Origin of the sequence: Streptomyces litmocidini (assembly GCF_014649755.1) — a bacterium.
GTDB classification, from domain to species: domain Bacteria; phylum Actinomycetota; class Actinomycetes; order Streptomycetales; family Streptomycetaceae; genus Streptomyces; species Streptomyces litmocidini.
Genome location: NZ_BMTQ01000005.1, coordinates 63,528 through 87,767, shown reverse-complemented (window position 1 = coordinate 87,767; position 24,240 = coordinate 63,528). Strand labels below are relative to the sequence as shown.

General features: G+C 75.0%; 20 protein-coding genes. 10 read left to right on the top strand and 10 right to left on the bottom strand.

The annotated features are described in order from the left end of the window. Positions 1 to 6: 6 nt before the first annotated feature. Positions 7 to 1,014: a zinc-dependent alcohol dehydrogenase family protein gene (locus tag IE180_RS12675; protein WP_190156955.1), complete on the bottom strand. Its 1,008-nt coding sequence runs from the start codon at positions 1,012 to 1,014 to the stop codon at positions 7 to 9. Positions 1,015 to 1,104: 90 nt separating this feature from the next. On the opposite strand from IE180_RS12675, the gene IE180_RS12670 reads away from it, so the two are divergent. Beyond that, a complete protein-coding gene (locus tag IE180_RS12670; RefSeq protein WP_190156954.1) occupies positions 1,105 to 2,019 on the top strand; it encodes an AraC family transcriptional regulator in 915 nt (304 codons plus the stop codon). Positions 2,020 to 2,103: 84 nt separating this feature from the next. Next, entirely contained in the window at positions 2,104 to 3,669 is a 1,566-nt protein-coding gene (locus IE180_RS12665) for a phosphatidylinositol-specific phospholipase C domain-containing protein (RefSeq protein WP_190156953.1), read from the top strand. 104 nt (positions 3,670 to 3,773) lie between these two features. Here IE180_RS12665 and IE180_RS12660 read toward each other — a convergent pair whose 3' ends face one another. Next, positions 3,774 to 5,135 carry an MFS transporter gene (locus tag IE180_RS12660; protein ID WP_190156952.1) on the bottom strand — a complete coding sequence of 454 codons (1,362 nt, stop codon included), beginning with the start codon at positions 5,133 to 5,135 and terminating at the stop codon, positions 3,774 to 3,776. Positions 5,136 to 5,205: 70 nt separating this feature from the next. On the opposite strand from IE180_RS12660, the gene IE180_RS12655 reads away from it, so the two are divergent. From IE180_RS12655 to IE180_RS12645, 3 genes are all read left to right on the top strand, one after another. Further along, complete coding sequence (locus IE180_RS12655) at positions 5,206 to 6,183, top strand: GlxA family transcriptional regulator (protein ID WP_190156951.1); 978 nt, start codon at positions 5,206 to 5,208, stop codon at positions 6,181 to 6,183. A gap of 118 nt (positions 6,184 to 6,301) precedes the next feature. Continuing rightward, entirely contained in the window at positions 6,302 to 7,009 is a 708-nt protein-coding gene (locus IE180_RS12650) for a DsbA family oxidoreductase (RefSeq protein ID WP_190156950.1), read from the top strand. 108 nt (positions 7,010 to 7,117) lie between these two features. After that, the gene (locus tag IE180_RS12645) at positions 7,118 to 8,176 is read left to right on the top strand and encodes an aminotransferase class V-fold PLP-dependent enzyme (protein ID WP_190156949.1); all 1,059 of its coding nucleotides are present in this window, start codon (positions 7,118 to 7,120) and stop codon (positions 8,174 to 8,176) included. A 40-nt stretch (positions 8,177 to 8,216) separates the two neighbouring features. On the opposite strand, the gene IE180_RS12640 is transcribed toward IE180_RS12645, so the two are convergent. After that, complete coding sequence (locus tag IE180_RS12640; protein ID WP_190156948.1) at positions 8,217 to 8,726, bottom strand: MarR family winged helix-turn-helix transcriptional regulator; 510 nt, start codon at positions 8,724 to 8,726, stop codon at positions 8,217 to 8,219. Positions 8,727 to 8,860: 134 nt separating this feature from the next. On the opposite strand from IE180_RS12640, the gene IE180_RS12635 reads away from it, so the two are divergent. Continuing rightward, positions 8,861 to 9,931, top strand: coding sequence for an alkene reductase (locus tag IE180_RS12635; RefSeq protein ID WP_190156947.1), 1,071 nt, complete (start codon positions 8,861 to 8,863; stop codon positions 9,929 to 9,931). Between the two features lie 55 nt (positions 9,932 to 9,986). Here IE180_RS12635 and IE180_RS12630 read toward each other — a convergent pair whose 3' ends face one another. Further along, on the bottom strand, positions 9,987 to 11,084 hold the full coding sequence (locus IE180_RS12630) for a pyridoxal-phosphate-dependent aminotransferase family protein (protein WP_229860486.1): 1,098 nt from the start codon (positions 11,082 to 11,084) through the stop codon (positions 9,987 to 9,989). A gap of 249 nt (positions 11,085 to 11,333) precedes the next feature. On the opposite strand from IE180_RS12630, the gene IE180_RS12625 reads away from it, so the two are divergent. Continuing rightward, positions 11,334 to 12,323 (top strand): beta-propeller domain-containing protein, encoded by a 990-nt coding sequence (locus IE180_RS12625; protein ID WP_190156945.1) that lies wholly within the window; start codon positions 11,334 to 11,336, stop codon positions 12,321 to 12,323. A 47-nt stretch (positions 12,324 to 12,370) separates the two neighbouring features. Continuing rightward, positions 12,371 to 13,456 (top strand): amidohydrolase family protein, encoded by a 1,086-nt coding sequence (locus IE180_RS12620; RefSeq protein ID WP_190156944.1) that lies wholly within the window; start codon positions 12,371 to 12,373, stop codon positions 13,454 to 13,456. Between the two features lie 72 nt (positions 13,457 to 13,528). Here IE180_RS12620 and IE180_RS12615 read toward each other — a convergent pair whose 3' ends face one another. Both IE180_RS12615 and IE180_RS12610 read right to left on the bottom strand, forming a co-directional pair. Next, positions 13,529 to 14,089 (bottom strand): GNAT family N-acetyltransferase, encoded by a 561-nt coding sequence (locus tag IE180_RS12615; RefSeq protein WP_190156943.1) that lies wholly within the window; start codon positions 14,087 to 14,089, stop codon positions 13,529 to 13,531. Then, positions 14,086 to 16,194: a penicillin acylase family protein gene (locus IE180_RS12610; RefSeq protein ID WP_190156942.1), complete on the bottom strand. Its 2,109-nt coding sequence runs from the start codon at positions 16,192 to 16,194 to the stop codon at positions 14,086 to 14,088. Before IE180_RS12610 ends, IE180_RS12615 begins: the two co-directional genes overlap by 4 nt. A gap of 338 nt (positions 16,195 to 16,532) precedes the next feature. Between IE180_RS12610 and IE180_RS12605 the strand changes: the two genes are divergently transcribed. Next, the gene (locus tag IE180_RS12605; RefSeq protein ID WP_190156941.1) at positions 16,533 to 17,519 is read left to right on the top strand and encodes an SCO1860 family LAETG-anchored protein; all 987 of its coding nucleotides are present in this window, start codon (positions 16,533 to 16,535) and stop codon (positions 17,517 to 17,519) included. Between the two features lie 107 nt (positions 17,520 to 17,626). On the opposite strand, the gene cobC is transcribed toward IE180_RS12605, so the two are convergent. Then, a complete protein-coding gene (gene cobC, locus IE180_RS12600; protein WP_190156940.1) occupies positions 17,627 to 19,387 on the bottom strand; it encodes an Rv2231c family histidinol phosphate aminotransferase CobC in 1,761 nt (586 codons plus the stop codon). A 21-nt stretch (positions 19,388 to 19,408) separates the two neighbouring features. On the opposite strand from cobC, the gene IE180_RS12595 reads away from it, so the two are divergent. Further along, entirely contained in the window at positions 19,409 to 20,137 is a 729-nt protein-coding gene (locus IE180_RS12595) for a ZIP family metal transporter (RefSeq protein WP_190156939.1), read from the top strand. 2 nt (positions 20,138 to 20,139) lie between these two features. Here IE180_RS12595 and IE180_RS12590 read toward each other — a convergent pair whose 3' ends face one another. From IE180_RS12590 to IE180_RS12580, 3 genes are read right to left on the bottom strand one after another with little or no spacing between them, the layout of a single operon-like run. Continuing rightward, positions 20,140 to 21,540, bottom strand: coding sequence for a cobyrinic acid a,c-diamide synthase CobB (locus IE180_RS12590; RefSeq protein WP_190156938.1), 1,401 nt, complete (start codon positions 21,538 to 21,540; stop codon positions 20,140 to 20,142). Further along, positions 21,534 to 22,142: a cob(I)yrinic acid a,c-diamide adenosyltransferase gene (gene cobO / locus IE180_RS12585; RefSeq protein ID WP_190156937.1), complete on the bottom strand. Its 609-nt coding sequence runs from the start codon at positions 22,140 to 22,142 to the stop codon at positions 21,534 to 21,536. Before cobO ends, IE180_RS12590 begins: the two co-directional genes overlap by 7 nt. Continuing rightward, entirely contained in the window at positions 22,142 to 24,223 is a 2,082-nt protein-coding gene (locus IE180_RS12580) for a putative cobaltochelatase (RefSeq protein WP_190156936.1), read from the bottom strand. Before IE180_RS12580 ends, cobO begins: the two co-directional genes overlap by 1 nt. Positions 24,224 to 24,240: the final 17 nt, after the last annotated feature.

Below are 24,240 nucleotides of genomic sequence, written 5' to 3'. Positions count from 1 at the left end.
CGCCCCTCAGGAGGAGACGCGCACCACGAGCTTCCCGAGGTGCGCGTTCGACTCCATCAGCCGGTGGGCGTCGGCGATCCGCTCCAGACCGTCGAAGGTCTCGGCGATCACCGGAGCCAGGGAGCCGTCCCGCAGCCCCGAGCCGATGAACCCGGCCGCGAGCCGACGCCCCTCCTCGGTCCTGGCCAGCGCCCCGTTCGCGTACGTGTGCGTGGTCAGCGGCCAGTTCCGCGACAGCTCGACCGGCCGGGGGTCGAGCCATCCGTACAGCACGGCGGTGCCGCCGGTCCGCAGCGCGTCGCCGAGCCGGGCGAAGCCGGGCCCGCCGATCGCGTCGAAGGCCAGGTCCGCGCCCGCACCGCCGGTGACCCGCCGCACCACCCCGACCAGGTCCTCGGTGTCCGTGGCGATCACGTGCGCGGCTCCCAGCTCCAGGAGCCGCTTCCGCTTGCCCTCGCCGCGGGTCGTGGCGATCGGTACGGCTCCGACCCGCAGCGCCGTCTGGATCGCGGCCGTCCCCACCCCGCTCGACGCACCCGTGATCACCACGTGGTCACCGGGACGCAGTCCGCCGGTCAGGACCATCCCGCCGTACGCGGTGAAGTGGCCCAGCCACACGGCCGCCGCCGTCACCGCGTCCGCCCCCTCGGGCCGGGCCACCACGTACTCCTCCGGGAGGACCACCCGCTCCGCGTACACGCCGTACGTCCCGAACTCGAAATTGGCCGCCGCCATCACCGGGTCGCCCGGGGCGTACGCGGTGACCCCCGCGCCGACCGCCTCGACCACGCCCGCCGCCTCGTAACCGAGCCGCGAACCCGGCAGCGTCGCCGGGTAGTGGTACGTGCCGGAGCGGAACAGCGCCTCGGCGCGGTTCAGTCCGATCGCCTCCACCCGGACGAGCACCTCCCCGGGGCCGGGCTCCGGCAGCGGCACCTCCTCGACCCGCAGCACCTCGGGCCCGCCGAGCTCGTGGAAGAGAACGGCCTTCGTCGTCATGCCTGTTGTCGTCATGACCTCGACGCTAGGCGGGCCGGAGGAGACGATCCATGTCTCCCCGACTCCCCTTCATGTCCGATCGTCTCGCACGCTACCGTTCGGGCCATGGACGTACTGAGCGATGCCATCGCCGCCATGCGCACCGGGCGCCCGCACTCCTCCCGCACCGTCCGCTTCGCCCCCTGGGGCCTCCGCTTCCCCCCGAGCGAGGGCGCCGGATTCCACGTCCTCCTCCAGGGCACCGCCTGGCTGCTGCCCCCGGACGACGGCGCCCCCGTCCGGCTCGGCCCCGGAGACGTCGTCCTCCTCGCCCACGGCACCGGCCACGGCCTCGCCGACCGGCCCGGCACCCCGCTCGTCGACGCCCTGCCCGCCCCCGACGGCTCCTGGCCCACCCCGCCCGACCGCGGGCCCGTCGGCGCCGAGGAGACCCTGCTGCTCTGCGGCGCCTACCAGCTCAGCCGGGCCCGCGCCCACCCCCTGCTCACCGAACTGCCGCCGTACGTCCACCTCCCCGCCCGGGTCGGCTCCCACCCCCGGCTGCGCGCCGCCGTCGACCTGCTCGGCGCCGAACTCGCCGAGCCCCGGCCGGGCTCCGACGCGATCGTCCCCGCCCTCCTCGACACCCTGCTCCTGTACCTGCTCCGCACCTGGTGGCTCACCGAGCGCGCCGACCGCTCCACCGGCTGGTCGGCCGCGCTGAGCGATCCGGCCGTCGCGGGCGCCCTGCGCGCCCTCCACGGCGATCCCGCCAGGGCGTGGACGGTCGAGGAGCTGGGCGCCCTCGGCGGCCTCTCCCGCGCCGCCTTCGCCCGCCGCTTCACCACCCTCGTCGGACGCCCGCCCCTCGCGTACCTCACCTGGTGGCGCATGACCACGGCGGGCCGCCTCCTCCGCTCCGACGACCTCCCCCTCCGCGCGGTCGCCGAACGCTCCGGCTACTCCTCGGAGTTCGCCTTCGCCAAAGCCTTCAAGCGGGAGTACGGGGTGGCGCCCGGCCGGTACCGCAAGGGCGCCTAGGGCGTTAGCGGAACGTCAGTGGAACGCCAGGGGTGGCGGCCAGACTGGCCTCCGCACCGCCACCCCTACCCGAACCGGAGCCCCATGTCCCGCCTCACCCCCCACGCCACGGGCGCCGGATCGCGCCGGCGCTCCCGTCGGCCGACCGGCCTGATGACGGCCGCCTGCCTCGCCCTGGGAGCCGCGCTGCTGACGCCCGTCCCCGCCGATGCGGCGGGGTCGACGAACCAGGACGCCTACCGGAACATCGGGCAGCCGGACCGGGCCGAGTGGATGTGGGGCGTCGCGAGCGACACCCCGCTCTCCGCCATGTCCATCCCCGGCACCCACGACACGCTCGCCATCCACGACGGCACCAGCGTGCAGACGCAGGAGGACTGGGGAGACAGCGCGGACACCCTGACGGCGCAGCTGGAGCGGGGCATCCGGGCCATCGACGTCCGGGCCCGGGTCTCCGGGGGCTCGGCCTTCACCGTCCACCACGGCGTGTACTACCAGCAGGCCAACTTCGACGACGTCCTGACCAAGGCACAGTCCTTCCTCCGCGCGCACCCGACCGAGACGGTCGTGATGCGGCTGAAGTCCGAATGCCCCTACTCGGACGCGGGCGCCTTCGACTGCGCGCACGACCCGAAGTCCGTGACCCCGGCGACGGTCAGGGCGATCTTCGCCGGCTACGTGGCGAGGTACCCCAACCTCTTCTACACGCCCTCGACGTCGGGCTCCGGCAGGGCGGAGGTCCCGACGCTCGGGCAGGTCCGCGGCAAGCTGGTCCTGGGCAGCTTCGACAGCGTCGACAGCGACAGCTACGGGATCAAGGGCTTCAACGACCGCAAGGAGGACCACTGGGCGGCGGAGACCGTCGCGGAGAAGTGGGGCTATGTCAAGGGCAACGTCGACCAGGCGCGCTCCGGCCGCCCCGGTGACACGTACGTGACGTACACCTCCGCGTCCAGGGCCCCCTTCGGCCTGCTGCCGTCCGACTACGCCGGCGGCTGGAAGCTGGGCAACGAGAACGGCGACATCGTCCACGAGGAACCCGGCGTCAACGTCCAGCTGATGAAGCACCTCAACGGCAGCACCGGCCGCGTCGGCATCGTCATGACGGACTTCCCCGGCTGGGGCCTGGTCAACGCGATCATCGACCACAACGCCGACCACGCCGTCAGGGGCGGCAACCGGACCATCTGGCTGGTCAACGCCGACAAGACCTACGTCAACAGCCTCTACGGCCGCTGCATGGTGCGGGGTCCCGAGTTCGACAGCTCCAGGACCGGCGGCCTGGTCACCCAGCGCGAGTGCCAGTCGTCCCCGCCCAGCAGCCACCAGTGGGGGGCCGAGAAGCCGTCGACGTACGACGGCAAGGGCTACTACTGGATCAAGGCGAGCAACGGCAAGTGCCTGACCGTCCCCTACGACAACGGCACCCCGCCGGGCTCCGGCACCCAGCTCTTCTGGTGGGACTGCGAGACCCGCTGGTTCTCCGGCAGCCAGCTGTGGAACGTCGTCCCGACCAAGCTCGCCACCGCGACCGGATCCCGGCCGGCGTACCAGTTCATCAACAACTGGACGGGCCTGTGCCTGTCGATGGACCCGGCCACCGCCGCCACCGCGGGCGGCAAGGTGACCCAGGAGACCTGCTCCAAGTAGCCCCGCCCGCAGGGGGCCCGGCGCGCGGCGCGCCCGCCCCGCCCACGCCCCGGGCCGCCCTTTCCCCCGAAGGGCGGCCCGGCCGCGTCGGCTCGCCGCCGCCCCTAACGGCTCCGGCGGCGCGGCAGCCGCAGCGAGGCCAGGGCCGTCAGGGTGAGCAGGCCCGCGCTGATCAGGAGGCTCGTGTGCAGGGCCGTCGTCATGTCCCGGGCCGCGAGCGAGCCGAAGACCGCGACCGCGAGGGCGCCCGCCGTCTGCCGGATCGCGTTCAGGAGACCCGCCGCCGTGCCCGCCCGCTCCGCCGGGACGGCCTCCATCATCGCCGCGATCAGCGGCGGCAGCGAGAAGCCGGCCCCGAGCGCGAGCGGCACGAGCAGGAGGGCCTGCGCCGGCCGCGAAGAGTCCGCGTCCACGGTGAGCAGGCCCAGGAGCCCGGCCACCGCGACCGTCTGGCCCAGGACGATCGGCAGTCGCGCCCCGTACCGCGCCGCCACCCTCGCCGACAGGACGTTCACCCCGGCCAGCAGCCCCGTCATCGGCAGGAACATCAGCCCCGCGCCGAGCGCCGAGAGCCCCAGCACCTGCTGGAAGAAGAGGCCGAACACGAAGACCATGCCGTAGAAGGCCACGCTGTTCGCCGAACCCGCCGCGACCGCCACCGCCACCGTCGTGTTCCGGAACAGCCCGAGCGGCACCATCGGATGCCGCCGTCGCGCCTCGACCAGCAGGAACGCGGCGAAGGCGACCACCGCGAGCCCCAGCGCCCAACGGCCCTCCGCGCCGCCCTCGATGGCCGCGAAGGTCAGCGCCCCGAGCGCCGTCACCGCCGTGAGCTGCCCCGGCAGGTCCAGCGGGGCGGGCCGGCGCGACGAACGGGCCACCCGCGTCAGCAGGGAGAGCGCGAGGAGTCCGAGGGGCAGGTTGACGAAGAAGATCCCGCGCCAGCTCCAGGCCGTGGTCAGCGCCCCGCCCGCGACCGGGCCGAGGGCCACCGCGACCGTGCCGCCCGCCGCCCACAGCGACACCGCCCGGGCCCGCCGCCCGGGATCGCCGTACGCCTCCCGTACGAGTGCCAGCGAGGCCGGCAGCATCACGGCCGCCGCCGCGCCCTGCACCGTCCGGGCCGCCAGGAGCCCGGTCAGGCCGGGGGCCAGGCCGCAGACCGCCGAGGAGAGGACGAAGACGACGACCCCCGCCCCGTACGCCCGGCTCGCCCCGACCCGGTCGGCCAGCGCCCCGCTGGAGAGCAGCAGCGCGGCGAAGGCCAGCGTGTACGAGTCGACGACCCATTGCAGGCCCGTCATCCCGGCCCGGAGGTCCGCGCCGATCGCGGGCAGGGCGACGTTGACGACGGAGGTGTCGAGGGTGATGAGGGCGAAGCCGAGCATGGCCGCGGCGAGCGCGGGCCCGGGGGAGGGGGCGCCGTGACGGACGACCGGCCCGGTGGTGAGCACTGTGGAGGACATGCCCCCAGCTTCGTGAGCGGCGGCCTCGTACAGTAGTGGCTCGAATGCCATACGACCGGAGGTTCTGGCCATGCCCGTCGGTTCCCGCGTGCGGCGCGTCGCCGTGATCGCCGCACCGCCCGTCTCGATGTTCAACCTGGCCATCCCGGAGATGCTCTTCGGCAAGGTCGAGATCGACGGCGGCCCCGGGTACGAGACGGTCATCTGCGCCCCCGACCCCGGGCCCGTCACCACCACCGGCGGCCTCGACCTGGTCGTCCCGCACGGGCTCGAAGCCGTCGAGGGGGCCGACACCGTGATCCTCGCGGGCAGCGGGGCGTACGAGGACCCCGACCCGCGCGTCCTCGACGTCCTGCGGGCGTCCGCCGGCGACGGCAAGCGGATCGCCTCCATCTGCACCGGCGCCTTCGCGCTCGCCGAGGCCGGACTGCTCGACGGCCGGGCGGCGACGACCTACTGGGCCTACCGGCCGCTGCTCGCCGCCCGCCACCCGGCCGTCGACCTCCAGGACGACGTCCTCTTCGTCCAGGACGGCCCCGTGCTCACCTCCTCCGGATACGCGGCGGGCATCGACCTCTGCCTGCACGTCATCCGCACCGACCACGGCGCCGCCGTCGCCAACGCCGTCGCCCGGCTCGCCCTCGTCGCGCCCGTCCGGCCCGGCGGCCAGACCCAGTTCACCCAGACCCCGCTGCCGCCCGAGCGCGGCGTCTCCTTCGCCGACACGCGCGCGTGGGCGATGGAACACCTCGACGAACCCCTCGGCCTCACCGACCTCGCCCGGCACGCCGGGGTCTCCGTCCGCACCCTCTCGCGCCGCTTCCTCGCCGAGACCGGCGTCAGCCCGCTCCAGTGGCTGCTCCACCAGCGCGTCGAGCGGGCGAAGGAGCTCCTGGAGACCACCTCCCTCGCCATGGACCGGGTGGCCCGCGCGAGCGGGCTCGGCTCCGCCGACTCGCTGCGGCAGCACGTCCTGCGCCGCACCGGCCTCACCCCGAGCGCCTACCGGTCCTCCTTCAACCGCCTGACGCGCGCGGTCGCCCCCTGACGCCCGGTGCTCCTGCTCACACCGGGGCCGGAAACGGAATGAAACGGACCGGCCGGCGCGTTCCCTCCGGCGTACACACCCCGTACACCCCACCGGCAACCCCTCGGAGAGAAGTCACATGCGCGTCGAGATCTGGAGCGACATCGCCTGCCCCTGGTGCTACATCGGCAAGGCCCGCTTCGAGAAGGGGCTCGCGGCCTTCGCCCACCGCGACGACGTCGAGGTCGTGCACCGCTCCTTCGAGCTCGACCCGAACCGCGCCAAGGGCGACACCGGCCCCGTCCTGGAGATGCTGGCGAAGAAGTACGGCCGCACCCTCGACGAGGCCCGCGCCATGGAGGCGCACGTCGCGTCGAACGCGCACTCGGAGGGCCTCGCCTACCTCACCGACGGCCGTGACCACGGCAACACCTTCGACATCCACCGGCTGCTGCACCTCGCCAAGGAGCGCGGCCGCCAGGGCGAGCTCCTGGACCTGGCCTATCGCGCCAACTTCGCCGAGGAGCGCTCCGTCTTCGACGCCGAGACCCTGGTGGCGCTGGGCGTGGAGGCCGGTCTCGACGAGGCCGAGGTCCGGGCCGTCCTCGCCGACGGGTCGGCCTACGCCGATGCCGTACGGGAGGACGAGCGGGAGGCCGCCGAACTCGGCGCCACCGGCGTGCCGTTCTTCGTCCTCGACCGCCGCTACGGCGTCTCCGGCGGCCAGCCCGCCGAGGTCTTCACCCAGGCCCTGGAGCAGGCCTGGCAGGGCCGTGCCCTCCAGCCGGTCGGCGCCGACGCGGAGGTCTGCGGCCCGGACGGTGCCTGCGAGGTCCCGTCGGCCTGACCGTTCCGAGCCGCGCAGGGTCTGACCCGCGGAGACACGCGGGGCGTGGACTTCCCCACGATCGGATCGCCATTGACGGGTGATCGTGGGGAATCCAGGGTGGGGGTCATGGAATCCCTTGACCAGCCGCTCGGCGGCGCCGAGTTCGCGCCCAAGAAGACCTATCTGAACACCTCCGCCTGCGGCCTGCTGCCCCGCCGGACCGTCGAGGCCGTCACCCTCCTCGCCGAGGAGACCGCCGACGGCCGCGCCGGGGGCGCCGGCAGCTTCGACGTCGTCGACGAGGCCCGCGCCGCCTTCGGCCGGATCGCCGGCGTCTCCCACGAGCGCGTCGCCGTCGGCAGCTCGGTCGCGGTCCACTGCGGGATGATCGCCCAGTCGCTGCCGACCGGGTCCGAGGTCCTCTTCCCCGAGGGCGACTTCTCCTCCGTCATCACCCCCTTCACGATCCGCGGCGACCTCAAGACCCGCTTCGTGCCCCTGGACCGGCTCGCCGAGTCCGTCCGGCCCGGGACGGCGCTCGTCGCCTTCTCCGCCGTGCAGTCGGCGGACGGCCGCACGGCCGACTTCGCGGCGATCCGGGAGGCGGCCGCCGCCCACGGCGCCCGCACCCTCCTCGACGCCACGCAGTCGGCGGGCTGGCTGCCGCTGAACGCGGCGGAGTGGGACTACACGGTCACCGCCGGTTACAAGTACCTGCTCTGCCCGCGCGGCGCGTCCTTCCTGACCGTCACGGAGGAGGCGCAGGACACCCTGCTCGCGATCCACGCGGGCTGGGTCACGGGCGAGGAGCTGTGGGTCAACAGCTACGGACCGGTCCGTGAACTGGCCCGCTCCGCCCGCCGCTTCGACGAGCCGGCCGCCTTCCTCTCGTACCACGGGGCGGCCCGTTCGCTCGCCCTCCTGGAGGAGGTCGGCATCGAGCGGATCGAGGCCCACGACAAGGGGCTCGCGGCCCGCTTCCGCGCCGGGCTCCTCGACCTCGGGCACGAGCCGGTCGCGGACGACTCGACGGTCGTCGCCGTCCCCGGCCTCGGCGACCGGGCGGACGCCCTGCACGACGCGGGCGTCGTGCTCTCGGTCCGCGCGGGCAACCTGCGGGTGTCGTTCCACCTGTACAACACGGCGGCGGACGTCGACCGCGTCCTGGACGTCCTGGCGGGCTGACCCCCGGCGAACGGCCCCGTCCCGGCGGTGGGCGCGGGCCTCAGCAGACCGGTCCGGCCCCCTCCTCGCCCGCCTCCTCGGCCAGGTTCCCGCCGACCAGGCCGAGCAGACGGGCGAGTTCCGCCCGGTCGGCCGGGGCGAGTCCGGCGAGCGTGCTCTCCTCCAGGTCCGCCCACGCGCCCTCGACCCCGGCGCGCAGGGCCGCGCCCGCCTCCGTCGCCTCGACCAGGACCGCGCGCCGGTCGGCCGGGTCCGGGCTGCGGCGGACGTATCCGCACTGTTCCATGCGCTGGAGCATCTTCGTCACCGTGGAGGGATCGAGCCCGAGCGACTGGATGAGCTCCGACTGGCGGACCGCCCCGCAGTCCCACAGGCGCATCATCATCAGCTCCTGGCCCGGGTAGAGGCCGAGGTCCCGCAGCCGCCGGCCCATGGCGATCCGGTGGAGCCGCGCGACCCACGCCAGGGCGTGGCTGACGGTCCCGCCGCACCCGGCGGGCACCGGGGCCTCGGCGGACGGGACGGTACAGACGGGGTCGGTTCCTGGCATGCGGGCTCCTCGGGGCGGCTCTCCTCCCCAAGATTACCTTCGGGCGACAGATTCTATTGGCTGGCCAAATAAATGGGTTACAGTGGCGTCGGCCCGATTAGTTGGCCGACCACATATTCTTGTGAGGGACAGCCGTGACCACTGCATTCGACCCGTTCGACCTCGCCGGCACCCGTCTCGCCAACCGCATCGCGATGGCCCCGATGACCCGCAGCCGCGCCAACGGCGAGGACGGCACACCCACCGCGGTCGTCGCCGAGTACTACGCCCAGCGCGCCTCCGCCGGACTGATCATCAGCGAGGGCGTCCAGCCCGTCCCCGAGGGCCAGGGCTACCCCAACACCCCCGGACTCCACAGCCGCGCGCAGATCGCCGCCTGGCGCGAGGTCACCGACGCCGTCCACGCACGCGGCGGCCGGATCTTCGCCCAGCTCATGCACTCCGGCCGGATCGGCCACCCCGACCTCCTCGACGGCGACCTCCACCCCGTCGGCCCCTCGCCCGTCGCCGCCGCCGGCCAGGTCTACACCCACGAGGGCCCCAAGGACTTCGTCACCCCGCGCGAACTCACCGGCGACCAGGTGCGCGAGGCGATCGCCGGCTTCGCCTCCGCCGCCCGCAACGCCGTCGAGGCCGGCTTCGACGGCGTCGAGGTCCACGGCGCCAACGGCTACCTGATCCAGCAGTTCCTCGCCTCCGGCTCCAACCGCCGCACCGACGAATGGGGCGGCCCGGTCGAGAACCGCATCCGCTTCGCCGTCGAGGTCGTGAAGGCCGTCGCCGCCGAGATCGGCCCCGGACGCACCGGCCTGCGCATCTCCCCGGCCGGCACCCTCAACGACATCAGCGAGACCGACACCGAGGAGCTCTACACCCGGCTGCTCACCGCGATCGAGCCCGTCGGCATCGCCTACCTCCACGTCCTGGAGACCGCCCCCGAGCGCCGCCCGCTCGTCCTCGACCTGCGCAAGCGGTTCGCCGGCGCCTTCATCCTCAACCCGGCCACCGGCGCCGACCCGACCGGCGCCGAGTCCCTGGCCCTGATCGAGGACGGCACCGCCGACCTCGTCGCGTACGGCAGGCTCTTCATCGCCAACCCCGACCTGCCCGCCCGCCTGCGGACCGACGGTCCCTACGCCACCCCGGACCCCACCACGATGTACGCCGGCGGCCCCCAGGGCTACGTCGACTACCCCGCGCTCTGAACCCGGGTGCGCGAAAGGGGCGGGGGTCCGGACCCCCGCCCCTCCCGCGCACGGACTACCAGGCCTCCGTGACCGCCCGGCGCGCACCCTCCAGGTCCACCGCGCGGCCCGACTCGCCGAGCGCCGCGCCCAGGGCGGCGAGCGAGGACTGCACGGCCCCCGGTGTGGCGTCCACCCCGTAGTGGTTGACCCGGATCATCTCCCCGGCCAGCGCCCCGCCGCCCGCGATCAGCGGCAGCGACGGATCGGCCGCGAGGGCCTTCGCCACCAGCTCCGAGGCGTCGACGCCCGCGGGCGTGCGCAGCGTCGTCGCCACCGGCGCCGCGTCCTCCGCCTCGTGCACGTACGGCTCCAGACCGCCGCCCAGGGCCAGCGCGCCCGCACGGGTCGCGGCCGCCGCCGACGCGTGCCGGGCCATCAGCACGTCCAGGCCCTCCGCCTCGATCCGCTCCAGGCAGGCCTCCAGGGCCAGCATCTCCAGCTGCGCCGGAGCGTGCAGAAGGGCCTTCCGGCCGCCGTCGATCCAGCGCTCCTTCCAGTCCAGGAGGGAGAGGTACGAGCGGCGCGGCGCGGCCGGGTTGGCGGCGAACCGCTCCCACGCCCGCGCGCTCACCGACACCGCCGACACGCCCGCGGGCCCGCCCATCGCCTTCTGCGCGCCGATGATGCACATGTCCACGCCCCAGGCGTCCGGCAGCACCGGCTCGGCGCCGATCGACGCCACGGCGTCCAGGTAGAACAGCGCGCCGTGCGCCCGCACGACCTCGCCGATCTCCGCCACCGGGTTGGTGTTCCCGGTCGCCGCCTCGGCGTGCACCAGCGACACGAAGTCGATCTCCGGGTGCTCGGCGAGCGCCCGCTCCACCTGCTCCGCCGTCACGGCCGTGTGGAAGGGCACCGCCAGGTCGACCACGGTCGCCCCGCAGTCCCGCAGCCAGTCACCGAAGGTCTGGCCGTACGGACCGGTGACGACGTTCAGCGCGGTCGAACCGGCCCGCGCGCCACTGCGGATGCACCCCTCCAGGGGCAGCAGCGCCTCGCCCTGGGTGATCACCACGTCCTGCTCCGTGGAGAGCAGCGCGGCCACCCGGCGCTCGATCGACGCGAAGTGCGCGGCGGTCATCGGCGCCAGGTCCAGCAGCGGATGTGTCACGGTCACGGAGGTTCCTTCTTCGGTGTCGCACGCGTGTCGCATGCACGCGTGCATCGGGATCGGGCTCGTGCCAGCGTAAGCGGTCCCCGGCGCCCGACCGGGGGGCGGTGCGCCGTCACGGTGCCGTACGGAACGTGTCACAGGGGTTCCACCACCGCGTCCGGGCGCTTCCCCCGGGGCCCCGCCGGTGGGACGGTGCGGGCCGGAGCGGTCCCGACGGAGGCCGCCGGGAGGAACGGGGTGGACACGATGATCCGGAGAACCGGCAGAGCCGGAACCGGCGCGAACGGAACGGCGCGGCCGCGCCGGGCGCTGGTGGCCGCCGCGGCGCTCACCCTCGCCGCCCCGCTGACCCTCGCCGCCCCGGGGAACGCGGGAGCGACCGGCGTGGTGTGGGCGGCCCCGTTCCGCACGATCGTCTTCGCCCGCTACGACGCGGCGGCGCCCGTCGAGGACCTGGACGCGATCGCCCCGTTCGGGGGCTCGCCCACCCGGCTCACCCACACCCCCGCCGTCAGCGACGTGATGCCCAGCTGGTCCCCGGACGGCAAGCGGGTGGCGTTCCTCCGCTACGGCTCCGACGGTGCGGTCGACGGCATCTGGACGATGAACAGCGGGGGCGGCGACCTGAAGCCCGTGCCCGGCACCGAGGGCGCCTCCGACCCGGCGTGGTCCCCGGACGGCGCGCGGATCGCCTACTCCAAGCCGGCCGGCACCGAGCGCGAGATCTACGTGGCCGACACCGACGGCACCCCCGCCACCCGGCTCACCCACACCCCGGAGGACGAGTTCCGCCCGGCGTGGTCCCCGGACGGCGGACACCTGGCGTACAGCCGCGCGGACGCGTCCGGGCACAGCCGGCTGATGAAGATCCGGCTGTCCACCCTGGAGCAGACGCCGATCACCCCGGCCGGCTCCCAGGACTGGACGCCCGACTGGTCGCGCGGCGACCGGATCGCCTTCAGCCGCGTGGACTCCACCGGCTTCGCCCACCTCTACGCGGTCCGGCCCGACGGCGGGGGGACGCACCGCATCACCTCGGCCCGCGCCCACGACACGTACCCGTCCTGGTCGCCGGACGGCAGGCGCCTGGTCTTCACCCGGGGCGGCACCGACGACGCCGACCCCGAGCACCTCTTCGTGGTGCGGGCCGACGGCACCGGCCTCTTCCGGCTCACCAAGGCCGACTCGCACGACCTGGAGGCCGACTGGCGTCCCCAGGGGGTGCCCGGACCGTGACGAACACCGCCGCCCGGGACCCGGGCGGCGGCTCGTAGAGTGCGGGTATGAGCGATCACGAGGTGCTGCACGTGAAGGGGCGGGTGCTCGTCGGCCCGGAGGACGTCCGCGACGAACTGTGGTGCGTCGACGGGCGGATCACCTTCGACCGGCCCGCCGCCGAGGCCGTCGCCGTCGAGGGCTGGGTGCTCCCCGGACTCGTCGACGCCCACTGCCACGTCGGCCTCGACCGGCACGGTCCCGTCGACGAGGCCACCAGCGAGAAGCAGGCCCTCACCGACCGGGACGCCGGCACCCTGCTCATCCGGGACGCGGGCTCGCCCTCCGACACCCGCTGGATCGACGAGCGCGAGGACCTCCCGAAGGTCATCCGGGCGGGCCGGCACATCGCCCGCACCCGCCGCTACATCCGCAACTACGCCCACGAGATCGAGCCCGCCGACCTCGTCGCGTACGTCGGCCGCGAGGCCCGCCGCGGCGACGGCTGGGTCAAGCTCGTCGGCGACTGGATCGACCGCGAGGTGGGCGACCTCACCGCCTGCTGGCCGCGCGCCGAGGTCGAGGCGGCCATCGCGGAGGCGCACCGGCTCGGCGCCCGGGTCACCGCGCACTGTTTCGCCGAGGACTCGCTCCGCGACCTCGTCGAGGCCGGCATCGACTGCGTCGAGCACGCCACGGGCCTCACCGAGGACACGATCCCGCTCTTCGCCGAACGGGGCGTGGCCATCGTCCCGACCCTCGTCAACATCGCGACCTTCCCGCACCTCGCCGACGGCGGCCAGGAGAAGTTCCCCCGCTGGTCGGCGCACATGCGCCGCCTCCACGAACGGCGTTACGACACCGTGCGGGCCGCCTTCGACGCGGGCGTGCCCGTCTTCGTCGGCACCGACGCGGGCGGCTCCCTCGCCCACGGCCTGGTCGCCGAGGAGGTCGAGGAGCTGACCCGGGCCGGCATCCCGCCGATCGACGCGCTCTCGGCCACCGCCTGGGGGGCCAGGGCCTGGCTGGGCCGCCCCGCCCTGGAGGAGGGCGCCCCGGCCGACCTCGTCGTCTACGGCGAGGACCCGCGCGCGGACGTCCGCGTCCTCGCGGCGCCGCGCCGGGTCGTCGTCAACGGCCGGGTCGTGGGCTGAGCTCCGGCGCCCGGGGCCGGGCCCGGTGACCGGACCCCGGCGGCCCGGGGCCGGGTCCGGGCCGCCGGCCGGTCAGCGGCTCAGGAACGCCAACCGGGCCCGCTTCTCCGGGATGAAGACCTCCGGCAGGTCCACCTCGGGCAGCACCACCTCCGGCCCCAGCTCGAAACCGGCCCGCACCAGGCGGGCGATCGCCTTCTCGTTGGCGGCGTCGGGCTCGACCACGATCCGGGTGCGGTCCCTCAGCGAGAAGGCGACGAGCGCGGTGAGCAGCCGGCCCGTGAAGCCGGCCTCGGGGGCGAGGCCCGGCGCGACGAACAGGTGCACGCCGATGTCGCCGGGCCGCACCTCGTAGCACTCGCCCACCCGGTCCGCCGCCGGGTCGTACGTCTGGAAGAGGGCGACCGGATCCCCGTCCCGGCCGACCAGGTAACCGTGGTGCGTGGTCAGCGAGTCGAGGTGCGCGTAGACCTCCCGGACCTGCTCGACGGTGGTCCCGACCATGCCCCAGAAGCGGGCCCGCTCCTCGTTGACCCAGCCGTGCAGGAGCGGGGCGTCGCCCTCGGGGTCGACGGGGCGGACGGTGACGGTCCCGAAGCCCTCGACGGTCTGGACGTGTACGGCGGTGGTCATCCCTGCTCCTTCGTGAGCTTCTGCCAGTCGGTGGTGACGGGGGCGAGCTCGCCCCGCAGCCACAGGGGGAGTTGGTCGCGGTGGTGCGGGTCGCCGGGGACGCCGGACGCGCCGAACGGCACGATCCAGCGGCTCCGCTCCCGGTCCGCCAGGTCCCAGACGTACCGCGCGGCGGAGGCACGGGCGCAGCGGTCGGTCCAGCCGGGCACGCTGGACGTGGAGAGCACGCAGTCGTGGTCCCCGCCGAGCCCCGGCCACCGGTCGTCGTCCGGGTCGGGCAGCGCCTGCCAGGGCGCGAGCCGGTGCGTCACGCCCCAGGCGGCGGGCGGCTCCCCGGCGCCGACCTCGTCGAGCGCCTCGCGCACGATCCGGTCCACGTCCCGGGCGGGCACGGGCCCGGCCACGAGCAGCGTCTCCAGGGCGAAGGCGACGCGCGGTCCGAGCGCCAGCCAGGGGCGGAAGAGCTCGGGGTACGGGGCGGGTTCGCGCAGCGCCGCGAAGGCCTCGTGTTCGGCGAGCCGGCGCGCGACGGCACCGCGCACGGCCGCGTAGAGCCCGGCGTCGACGCTCTCGGCGTCCATCCGCCGGTCCCAGCCGAGCAGCCGCCGCCGCACCTCGGAACCGGCGGGGGAGAGGGGGGCGGGCCGCCCGTCGTCGCCGACGGCCCCCGGGTCCTCGCCCGCGCGTCGTACCGCCTCCAGGAGGCGGGCCGCCGAGGGGTTGTCGGTGTCCCGGTGGATCGCGGCCGTCGTCTCCGGCGTCCAGGCCGCCGAGGCGCGCAGCAGCTCGTCGATCCGGGCCGCCCGGTGCGGTGGCGCGAACTCGACGCCCAGCGGCGCGGCCAGGCCCCGGGCGTTGGCCATCACGGCGTGGCCGTGCACCTCGGCCCGGGGCAGGGGGGCCGGACCGTCGGCCCAGGCGTGCGCCGGGTCCCGGGCGGGCACGACGCGCAGGGAGTTGGCCCGGTCCCGTACGGGCACGTGGCCGGCGACCCGGTGCAGGAGGCCGCCCCGGGTGTCGGCGGCCTGGACGACGTTCACCGGCTCGACCCACCCGTCGAGGGCCGCGTCCACGTCGGCGACGGTCCGGGCGCGCAGCAGCGCGGGCAGCACTCCGAAGCCGAGCTCCCCGGTGACCCGCGGCGGGTGCCGCAGGGCGACGCCCTCCCATTCGGCGGAGCCGTTCCGGGGCTCGCCGATGATCACCGGTCCCCGGTCCGTCTCGATCACCTCGACCCGCACCGGTTCCGCGTCCGCGACCTCGATCGTCTCCGTGTGCGCGGCCGCCGGGGCCCAGCCGTCGGGGCCGAGGGCCTCCACGGTGCCGTCGGGGAGCCGTCGCAGCCGTTCCCGGTACAGGTCCTGGTAGTCCGCCATGGCGTTGGTGATCGCCCAGGCCACCGGCCCGGTGTGGCCGAAGTGGGCGAGGCCGGGGACGCCGGGCACGGCGAGCCCCACCACGTCGTACGCGGGGCAGGCGAGCCGGATCTGCTGGTAGACGCCCGGGGCCTCGACGAACCGGTGGGGGTCGCCGGCCACCAGGGCCGCCCCGCTCGCGGTCCGTCCGCCCGCCACGACCCAGCCGTTGGAGCCCGCGGTCCCGGGGCCGTCGGTCGCGAAGAGTTCCGTCCACTCCTCGCCGAGCCGCCGGGCGACCTCGTCCCGCCACAGTTTGGTGGGGAAGCCGGCGAAGAGGATGTGGGTCGAGAGCCAGACGGCGAGCGGGGTCCACGGCTCCCACCGGCCGGCCGCGAGGCCGGTCGCGGCGAACTCGGGCGCGCGGCCCGCCCCTTCGGCGAGGCCGTCGTTGACCCCGGCCGCGTACGCGCGCACCCACGCGGCCGTCGCCGGGTCGGTCGCCGCGAGCCGCTCGAAGCAGCGGCGGGCGGTGTCGGCGAGCCGGGCCCGGCGGACGAAGGCGTCCCAGCCGAGTTCGGCGGCGCCGAGGAAGGCGGCGGTGGTGCCCCGGGCCCGGTGCCGCTCGACCTCCAGCTGCCAGGCGCGGTCGCGTGCGGTGACCCGGCCCTGGGCGAAGGCGAGTTCCTCCGGGTCCGCGGCCCGCAGATGGGGGACGCCCCAGGCGTCCCGGTAGACCTCGATGCTCACGGAACCCTTCGATCACTAAGGTTAGGCTGTCCTAAATTAATCTACAGGAGGTCCTCGGGTTGACGATCCGTGACCCTGGTCGGCCGCGGATCGTTCTCACTCCTCACGCGCACGGCGCCCCGTACGAAACGCGCGGGGTGGCTGGGAACGGTTGTGTCGAAGAAAATCGAAAATGAACACGGAAACCCCCCTTTGGAGTGAACTCACGGCAGGCGACCGCCGGTTCACTCTCCGTGCGTAAAGATTCCGGTGTCTCAAGTCGCCGAGGCCGCAGCGACCCACCGTCCCCGTGGTGAGCGGCCCGGCGGCGCCATGTCTCCTGTGGGGGTTCCACCATCTTGAACAGCAACACCTTCCGCCTGCCCGTACGCCGTTCCGCCGCTGCCGCGACCGTCGCCGCCCTGGCCGTCGGACCCGTGCTCCTCGCGGCCCCGGCGGCCCACGCCACGGGCGGCGAAGGGCGCTCCACCGCCGTCGTGCTGCGGGCCGGTCTCGACGTCTCCCTCCTCGGCAAGACCGTGGACGTGCCGGTGCGGACCTCCCTCAACGAGGTCGAGGCGCCGGCGAGCGAGAACGAGACCGCGCTCTCCGTGAAGGTGCGGGGGGCCGAGGGCGGGAAGCCGGTCGACCTCCTCAAGGCCGACGTCGCCACCGCGGACGCGACCGTGGACGAGGAGAAGGCCGAGGGACACGTCAACCTCGTCAGGGCGCGGGTGCACGTCCCCGGCATTCCGCTGCTCTCCCTCGTCGAGGTCGAGAAGGTCACGTCCAAGGCGCTCTGCGAGGTGGGGAAGAAGCCGGTCGCCGAGTCGAACGTCCTCGGTCACGTGACGGTGTTCGGCAAGAAGACCACCCTGTCCGCGGGCGGCCGGACCCAGGTCGCCGTGCCGGGCGTCGGCCGGGTCACCCTGGACCTCTCCCGCACCTCCACCACCTCCCGCACCGCCGCGGCCACGGCCCTCGAACTCAAGGTGGAGGTCGACCCGCTGAAGCTCGGCGTCGCCGCGGTCGACGGCACGGTGACCCTCGCCGAGGCCACCTGTGAGACGCCCGAGGGCACGGCCCCGACCCAGGAGCCCACCCGGAAGCCGACCGACCGGCCCACCCGGAAGCCGAGCGAGCGGCCCGCGCCGCAGCCCTCGGTCCGGCCGGGCGACGCCGGCGGCGTCAAGACGAACAACGGCGGCACCACGCCCACCGAGAACCTCGCCGAGACCGGCGGCAGCTCCACCACCCCGTACATCGCGGCCGGAGCGCTCGCCCTCCTCGTCGCCGGCGGCGGCGCCCTCGCCGTGACCCGCTCGCGCGCCCGTTCCCGCGACTGACGGCCCGAGGGGGAAGCGCCGGGGGCGCCGGGAGGGAAGCGGGGGTCCGGGGAGGGCGGTGACGACGCCGCCCTCCCCGGGCCCTTCCGCACGCCCCGGCGGGGCGATCAACCGCCGATCAGCAGTGCCTGGTCCAGCGCCTGCAGGAAACGGTTCGTCGTCACCCGGTCCCGGACCGCCAGCCGCAGCCAGTTCCGGTCGAGCCCCGGGAACGTGTCGCCCCGGCGGGCCGCGAACCCCAGCGACCGCAGCCGCTCCCGCACCGCGTCCGCCCCGTCGATCCGCAGCAGCACGAAGGGGCCCTCCGCCCCCTCCACCGTGCGCACCTCGTCGAACTCCGCGAGCCCGGCCAGCAGATGGGCCCGCTCCACCCCGATCCGGTGCGCCGCGTGCTCCGCCTCCGCGAGCGCCGCCCGCGTCATGCACGCCTCCGCCGCCACCAGGGCGGGCGTCGACACGGGCCACAGCGGCTGCGTCCGCTCCAGGGCCCCGATCGTCTCCGGCTCGGCCAGCACGTACCCGATCCGCAGCCCGGCGAGCCCCCAGGTCTTGGTGAGGCTCCGCAGCACCACGAGCCCCGGCACGTCGGTCCGCCCGGCCAGCGACTCCCGCTCACCCGGCACCGCGTCCATGAACGCCTCGTCGACCACCAGGGTCCGGCCCGGACGGGCGAGCGCGGCGATCGAGGCGGCCGGGTGCAGCACGGAGGTCGGGTTCGTCGGGTTCCCGATCACCACCAGGTCCGCGTCCTCCGGAACCGCCGCCGGATCCAGCCGGAAGCCGTCCTCCTCGCGCAGCAGCACCCGCTCCACCTCGTGCCCGGCGTCCCTCAGCGCCGCCTCCGGCTCGGTGAACTGGGGGTGCACCACCACCGGCCGCCGCACCGGCAGGGCCCGCGCGAGCAGGACGAAGGCCTCCGCCGCGCCGGCCGTCAGGAGCACCCGCTTCGCGGGCAGGTCGTGCCGCTCGGCGACCGCGGCCCGCGCGGCCCGGCCGTCCGGGTAGGCGGCGAGACCGGTCAGCGAGTCGGCGATCCGCTTCCGCAGCCAGTCCGGCGGGGTGTTCGTCCGGACGTTGACCGCCAGGTCGATGAGTTTCTCGTCCCGGACCTCGGCGTCACCGTGGTGGCGCAGGTCGTGGGCGTCGGTGTGCGTGTGCGTGTCCATGGCCGCCGTCGTGTGGGGGGTGGGGATGGTGGGGGGTGAGCCAGGCTCGCCAGCGATGTACCCGTGCGTCAAGGGCAACAACCGTGCGACGGACGTCACTTCGTTCGGACGAACCGGGACGAAAGCGGCGATCGCGCAGGTCGCGCGCCGAGATTTCCGCTTCGGGACGACCAACACGGGCCCGCCCCGCCCGACGAGCGGCGCCCCGGGCCCCGCCCGGCCACCCGCCCCGGCGCCTGCCACCGCCGCCGCACCGGCTTCCGACCCCGCGCCCGCACCGGCTTCCGACCCCGCGCCCGCACCGGCTTCCGACCCCGCGCCCGCACCGGCTTCCGTACCCGCGCCCGCACCGGCCTCCGACCCCGCGCCCGCCTCCGACCCCGCCTCCCCGGCCGCACCCGCCGCGAGCAGCGCCGCGGCCTCCGCCACGGAGGCCGTGCCCGTCGCGGCCAGCGGCAGCGGCGAAGGATGCGGTACGGGAACGACCGCCAGCTCCCGGGCCGAGAACCCCCGCACCGGCACTCCCAGGGCCGCCGCGGCCGCCACGATCCCCGGCTCGGCGGCCCGCGCGTCCAGCGTGGCGAGCGACCGCACGCACCCGGCCGGAAGCCCCGCCTCCCGCAGGGCCTCCCCGATCAGCGCCAGCAGCTCGTCCACGGTCGTCCCCGGCCGGGCCCCGACGCCGAGGTGCGCACCCGCCACCCCATCCGATAGCAAAGGCCCATGGCAGTAGTCGTCGCGCTCGGCGCGTTCCTCATGACGCTCTTCGGCGGCTGGGTCGCCGGGCGCGTCACCGACCGCCGCCACCTCGTCCTCGGCCTCGCCGGCGGACTCATGCTCGGCGTCGTCGGACTCGACCTCCTGCCGGAGGCCCTGGAGGCCGCGGGGAAGAAGGTCTTCGGCGTCCCGGAGGCCCTGCTGCTCTTCGTCGGCGGCTTCCTCTTCGCGCACGTCGTCGAACGCCTCCTCGCCGTCAACCGCGCCGCCCACGGCGTCGGCGCCGACGAGAGGGTTCCTCAGGTCGGCCTCACCGCGGCCGCCGCGATGGTCCTCCACAGCCTGATGGACGGCATCGCGCTCGGCGCCGCCTTCCAGGTCAGCGGCGGCATGGGCGCCACCGTCGCGCTCGCCGTCATCACCCACGACTTCGCCGACGGCTTCAACACGTACACGATCACGAGCCTCTACGGGAACGCCCGCCGCAAGGCCCTCGCCATGCTCGTCGCGGACGCCGTCGCCCCGCTCGCCGGCGCCGGGCTCGCCACCCTGTTCACCCTTCCGGAGGAACTGCTCGGCTGCTATCTCGGCTTCTTCGGCGGCGCCCTGCTCTACCTCGCCGCGGCCGAGATCCTGCCGGAGGCCCACCACGAACACCCCGCCCGCTCCACCGTGCTGTGCACGGTGGCGGGCGTGGCCTTCATCTGGTTCGTGGTGGGCGTCTCCGGCGGCTGAGCTCACGCGCAGTGCTCCACGAACCGCGCGGCCACCCCGGGGGACCCCGCCCAGTGGGTGTGCACGTAGCTGGCGTGCACCCCGCCCCGCACGAAGCCCTCGACGCGCCGCTCGGGCTGCCGCAGCCCCCAGGCCGCCAGCGGTCCGGCGCCCGGCTCGATCACGGTGCGGTGGAACTCGTGCCCCCGCATCCGCGTCCCGGCGGGCGCGAGGACGCTGTCGTTCACGGCGACGGCGTCCCGGTAGCCGAGCGTGAGCCGCTCCGACATCCGCGCGTCGGCGTCGAGCACCCCGCACATCGGCGTCCCGTCGAGCGACCGCGCCAGGTACAGCAGCCCGGCGCACTCGGCGGCGACGGGCGCGCCGGAGGCCGCCAGTTCGGCGACGGCCTTGCGGAGGGGTTCGTTGGCGGACAGCTGCTCGCCGTACATCTCGGGGAAGCCGCCGCCGATGACGAGCCCGCTCGTCCCCTCGGGGAGGGCTTCGTCCCGCAGCGGGTCGAACGTGACGACCTCGGCGCCGGCGGCCCGGAGCAGCTCCGTGTGCTCGGCGTACGAGAACGTGAACGCGGCGCCTCCGGCGACCGCCACCACCGGCCCGCGGCCGCGCTCGTTCGTTGCCCGCGGCCCGGTGGCCGGGTCGTGCCCACCGGTTCCGCCCCGCGGAACGCCCGCCCACGACCCGTGGGCGTCCCACGGCTCGGCGTGCAGTCCAGGCGCCGACCGCGCGAGCGCCAGCAGTGCGTCCAGGTCGCACCCCCGGAGCACCTGCTCCGCCTGGGCGGCCACGGCTTCCACGGCCTGAGCCTGCCGCTCGGCGACCGGCACGAGACCCAGGTGCCGCGACGGAGTCGAGACGGCGGGGGCCCGCCGCAGCACGCCCAGCACCGGCACCCCGGACTCGCCGAGCGCCTCCCGCAGCAGGTGCTCGTGCCGGTCCGTCGCGACCTTGTTGAGGATCACGCCCCCGATCCGCACCTCCGGGTCCCAGGACGCGAACCCGTGCACGAGCGCCGCCACCGACCGCGACTGCGAGGAGGCGTCGACGACGAGGACCACCGGCGCCTTGAGCAGCTTCGCGACCTGCGCGGTGGACGCCAGTTCGCCCTGGTCGGCGGCGCCGTCGTACAGGCCCATGACCCCCTCGACCACGGCCAGGTCGCAGCCGCGCGCCCCGTGCAGGAAGAGCGGCGCGACCAGCCCCGTACCGCACATGTACGCGTCGAGGTTGCGGCCCGGACGGCCGGTCGCGAGCGCGTGGTAGCCCGGGTCGATGTAGTCGGGCCCGACCTTGTGCGGGGACACCGCCAGACCACGGCCGGCGAACGCGGCCATCAGGCCGGTCGCGACCGTGGTCTTGCCCGCGCCGGACGACGGCGCGGCGATGACGAGACGTGCTACCACTCGATGCCCCGCTGGCCCTTCTGACCCGCGTCCATCGGGTGCTTCACCTTCGACATGTCGGTCACCAGGTCGGCGAAGTCCTGGAGCTCCTGCGGCGCGTTGCGGCCGGTGATGACGACGTGCTGCTGACCGGGACGGTCGCGCAGCACCTCGACGACCTCCTCGACGTCGATCCAGCCCCAGTGCAGCAGGTACGCGAACTCGTCGAGGACGTAGAACTTGTACTTCTCCTCGGCGAGGTCGCGCTTGACCTGCTCCCAGCCCTCGCGGGCCTTCTCCTCGTGGGACTGCTCGCCCTCGGCGACCTCGCGCTGGATCCAGGACCAGCCCTCGCCCATCTTGTTCCAGGTGACCGTGCCGCCCTTGCCGGTCTCGCCGAGCGCCTTGAGGGCGTTCTCCTCGCCGACCCGCCACTTGGCGGACTTGACGAACTGGAACACCCCGATCGGCCAGCCCTGGTTCCAGGCGCGCAGCGCCATGCCGAACGCGGCGGTCGACTTCCCCTTGCCGACGCCGGTGTGCACCATCACCAGCGCCCGGTTGCGGCGCTGACGGGTGGTGAGGCCGTCGTCGGGCACGACGGTCGGCTGTCCCTGCGGCATTAAGCGGCCCTCCATGCTGTCTGCGTTGTCTGTCCTGCAGCCTGTACGTCCCTGACGAGGCCGGCGATCGAGTCGGCGCGCAGCTCGTCCAAGGTGACGGCGGTGCCGCCGAGTTCGCGCGCCAGGGCCCCCGCGAGTCCGAGCCGCACCGGGCCGGTCTCGCAGTCCACGACCACCGACGCCGTGCCCTCGGCCGCGTGCAGCCGCGCCGCGCGGGCCGCGAGCGCCACAGGGTCGGCGCCGCCGCCGGTCGCCCGCCCGTCGGTCACGACGACGAGCAGCGGGCGGCGCGAGGGGTCCCGCAGCCGCTCGACCCGCAGCACGTCATGGGCCTTGAGCAGCCCGGCGGACAGCGGCGTACGGCCTCCGGTCGGAAGCTTCTCCAGCCGGGCGGCGGCCGCGTCCACGGACGAGGTCGGCGGCAGCGCGACCTCGGCGTCCCGCCCCCGGAAGGTGACGAGACCGACCTTGTCGCGCCGCTGGTAGGCGTCGAGCAGCAGCGAGAGCACGGCGCCCTTCACGGCGCTCATCCGCTGCCGCGCGGCCATGGAGCCGGAGGCGTCGACGGCGAAGAGCACCAGGTTCCCCTCGCGCCCCTCCCGGGTCGCCTGCCGCAGGTCGTCGCGGCGGACCACGAGCCCGGGCCCGGACCGTCCGCGGGCCCGCTGGTGCGGGGCGGCGGCCCGGACGGTCGCGGCCAGGTGCAGCTTGGTCAGCGCGCCCCGGGGCCGGGTGGAGCCGGTGGTGCGGCCGTGCTCGGTGCGGGCCCGGGAACGGCGCCCGGCCGCTCCCTCGCCGAGACCGGGCACGCTCAGCACCTTCGTACGGAAGGGCTCGCCGGCCTTGACGGCCCCGCGCTCACCGGCGCCGGAGCCCTGCGGGGCGTCCTGCGGGGCGTCCTGCGGGGCGGGCGTGCCCTCCGGGGCCCCGGCAGACTCGGGCGCGGGACCGTCGGGCCCCTCGCCCTGCGGCGGGATGCCCCCGCCGTCGGGACCGCCGCCGTCGGGACCGCCGCCACCGGGACCGCCGTCACCCGGCCCGTCGGGCTCGGGATCCTCGTCCGGCTCGTCCCCCTTGAACTGCTCCAGGGTCTCGTCGAGCTTGTCCTCGTCGAGGCCGGGCGCGTCGAAGGGCGAGCGCCGCCGCCGGTGGGGGAGGGCCAGGAGCGCGGCCTGCCGCACGTCCTCCGAGGTGACCTCGGTCCGTCCGGCCCAGGCGGCGAGCGCGGTCGCGGCCCGGGCCATCACGATGTCGGCGCGCATGCCGTCCACCTCGAACGCCGCGCAGGTCGCGGCGATCTGGAGCAGCACCGCGTCCCCGAGCGTCACCCGGGGCAGCAACTTCCGGGCGGTGACGATCCGTTCGCGCAGCGCCGTCTCCTCGTCGGCCCAGCGGGCGGCGAAGGCGGCCGGGTCGTCCTCGAACGCGAGCCGCCGCCGCACGACCTCGACCCGCTGCTCGGGGTCCCGCGAGGCGGCCACCTCGACGGTGAGACCGAACCGGTCGAGCAGCTGCGGCCGCAGCTCGCCCTCCTCGGGGTTCATGGTCCCGACGAGCAGGAAGCGGGCGGCGTGCCGCACGGAGACGCCCTCGCGCTCCACGTGGGAGGCGCCCATGGCGGCCGCGTCCAGGAGGAGGTCGATGAGGTGATCGTGCAGGAGGTTGACCTCGTCGACGTAGAGGATCCCCCGGTGGGCGGCGGCGAGCAGCCCCGGTTCGAAGGCCTTCACGCCCTCGGCGAGCGCCTTCTCGATGTCGAGCGCGCCGACGAGCCGGTCCTCGGAGGCGCCGACGGGCAGCTCGACCATCCGGGCGGGACGGGAGGTGCCCGGCGCGTTGCCGTGCGGCCCGTCGGGGCAGCCGGGGTCGGGCGAGTCGGGGTCGCAGCTGAAGCGGCAGCCCGCGACCACCGGGACCTCGGGCAGCAGCTCGGCGAGCGCGCGGACGGCGGTGCTCTTCGCCGTGCCCTTCTCACCCCGCACCAGCACGCCGCCCACGGCCGGGCTGACGGCCGTCAGCAGCAGCGCGAGCCGCAGGTCGTCCATGCCGACGACGGCGGTGAACGGGTAGCGGGTGTTCATCGGATGCTCGCTCCTTC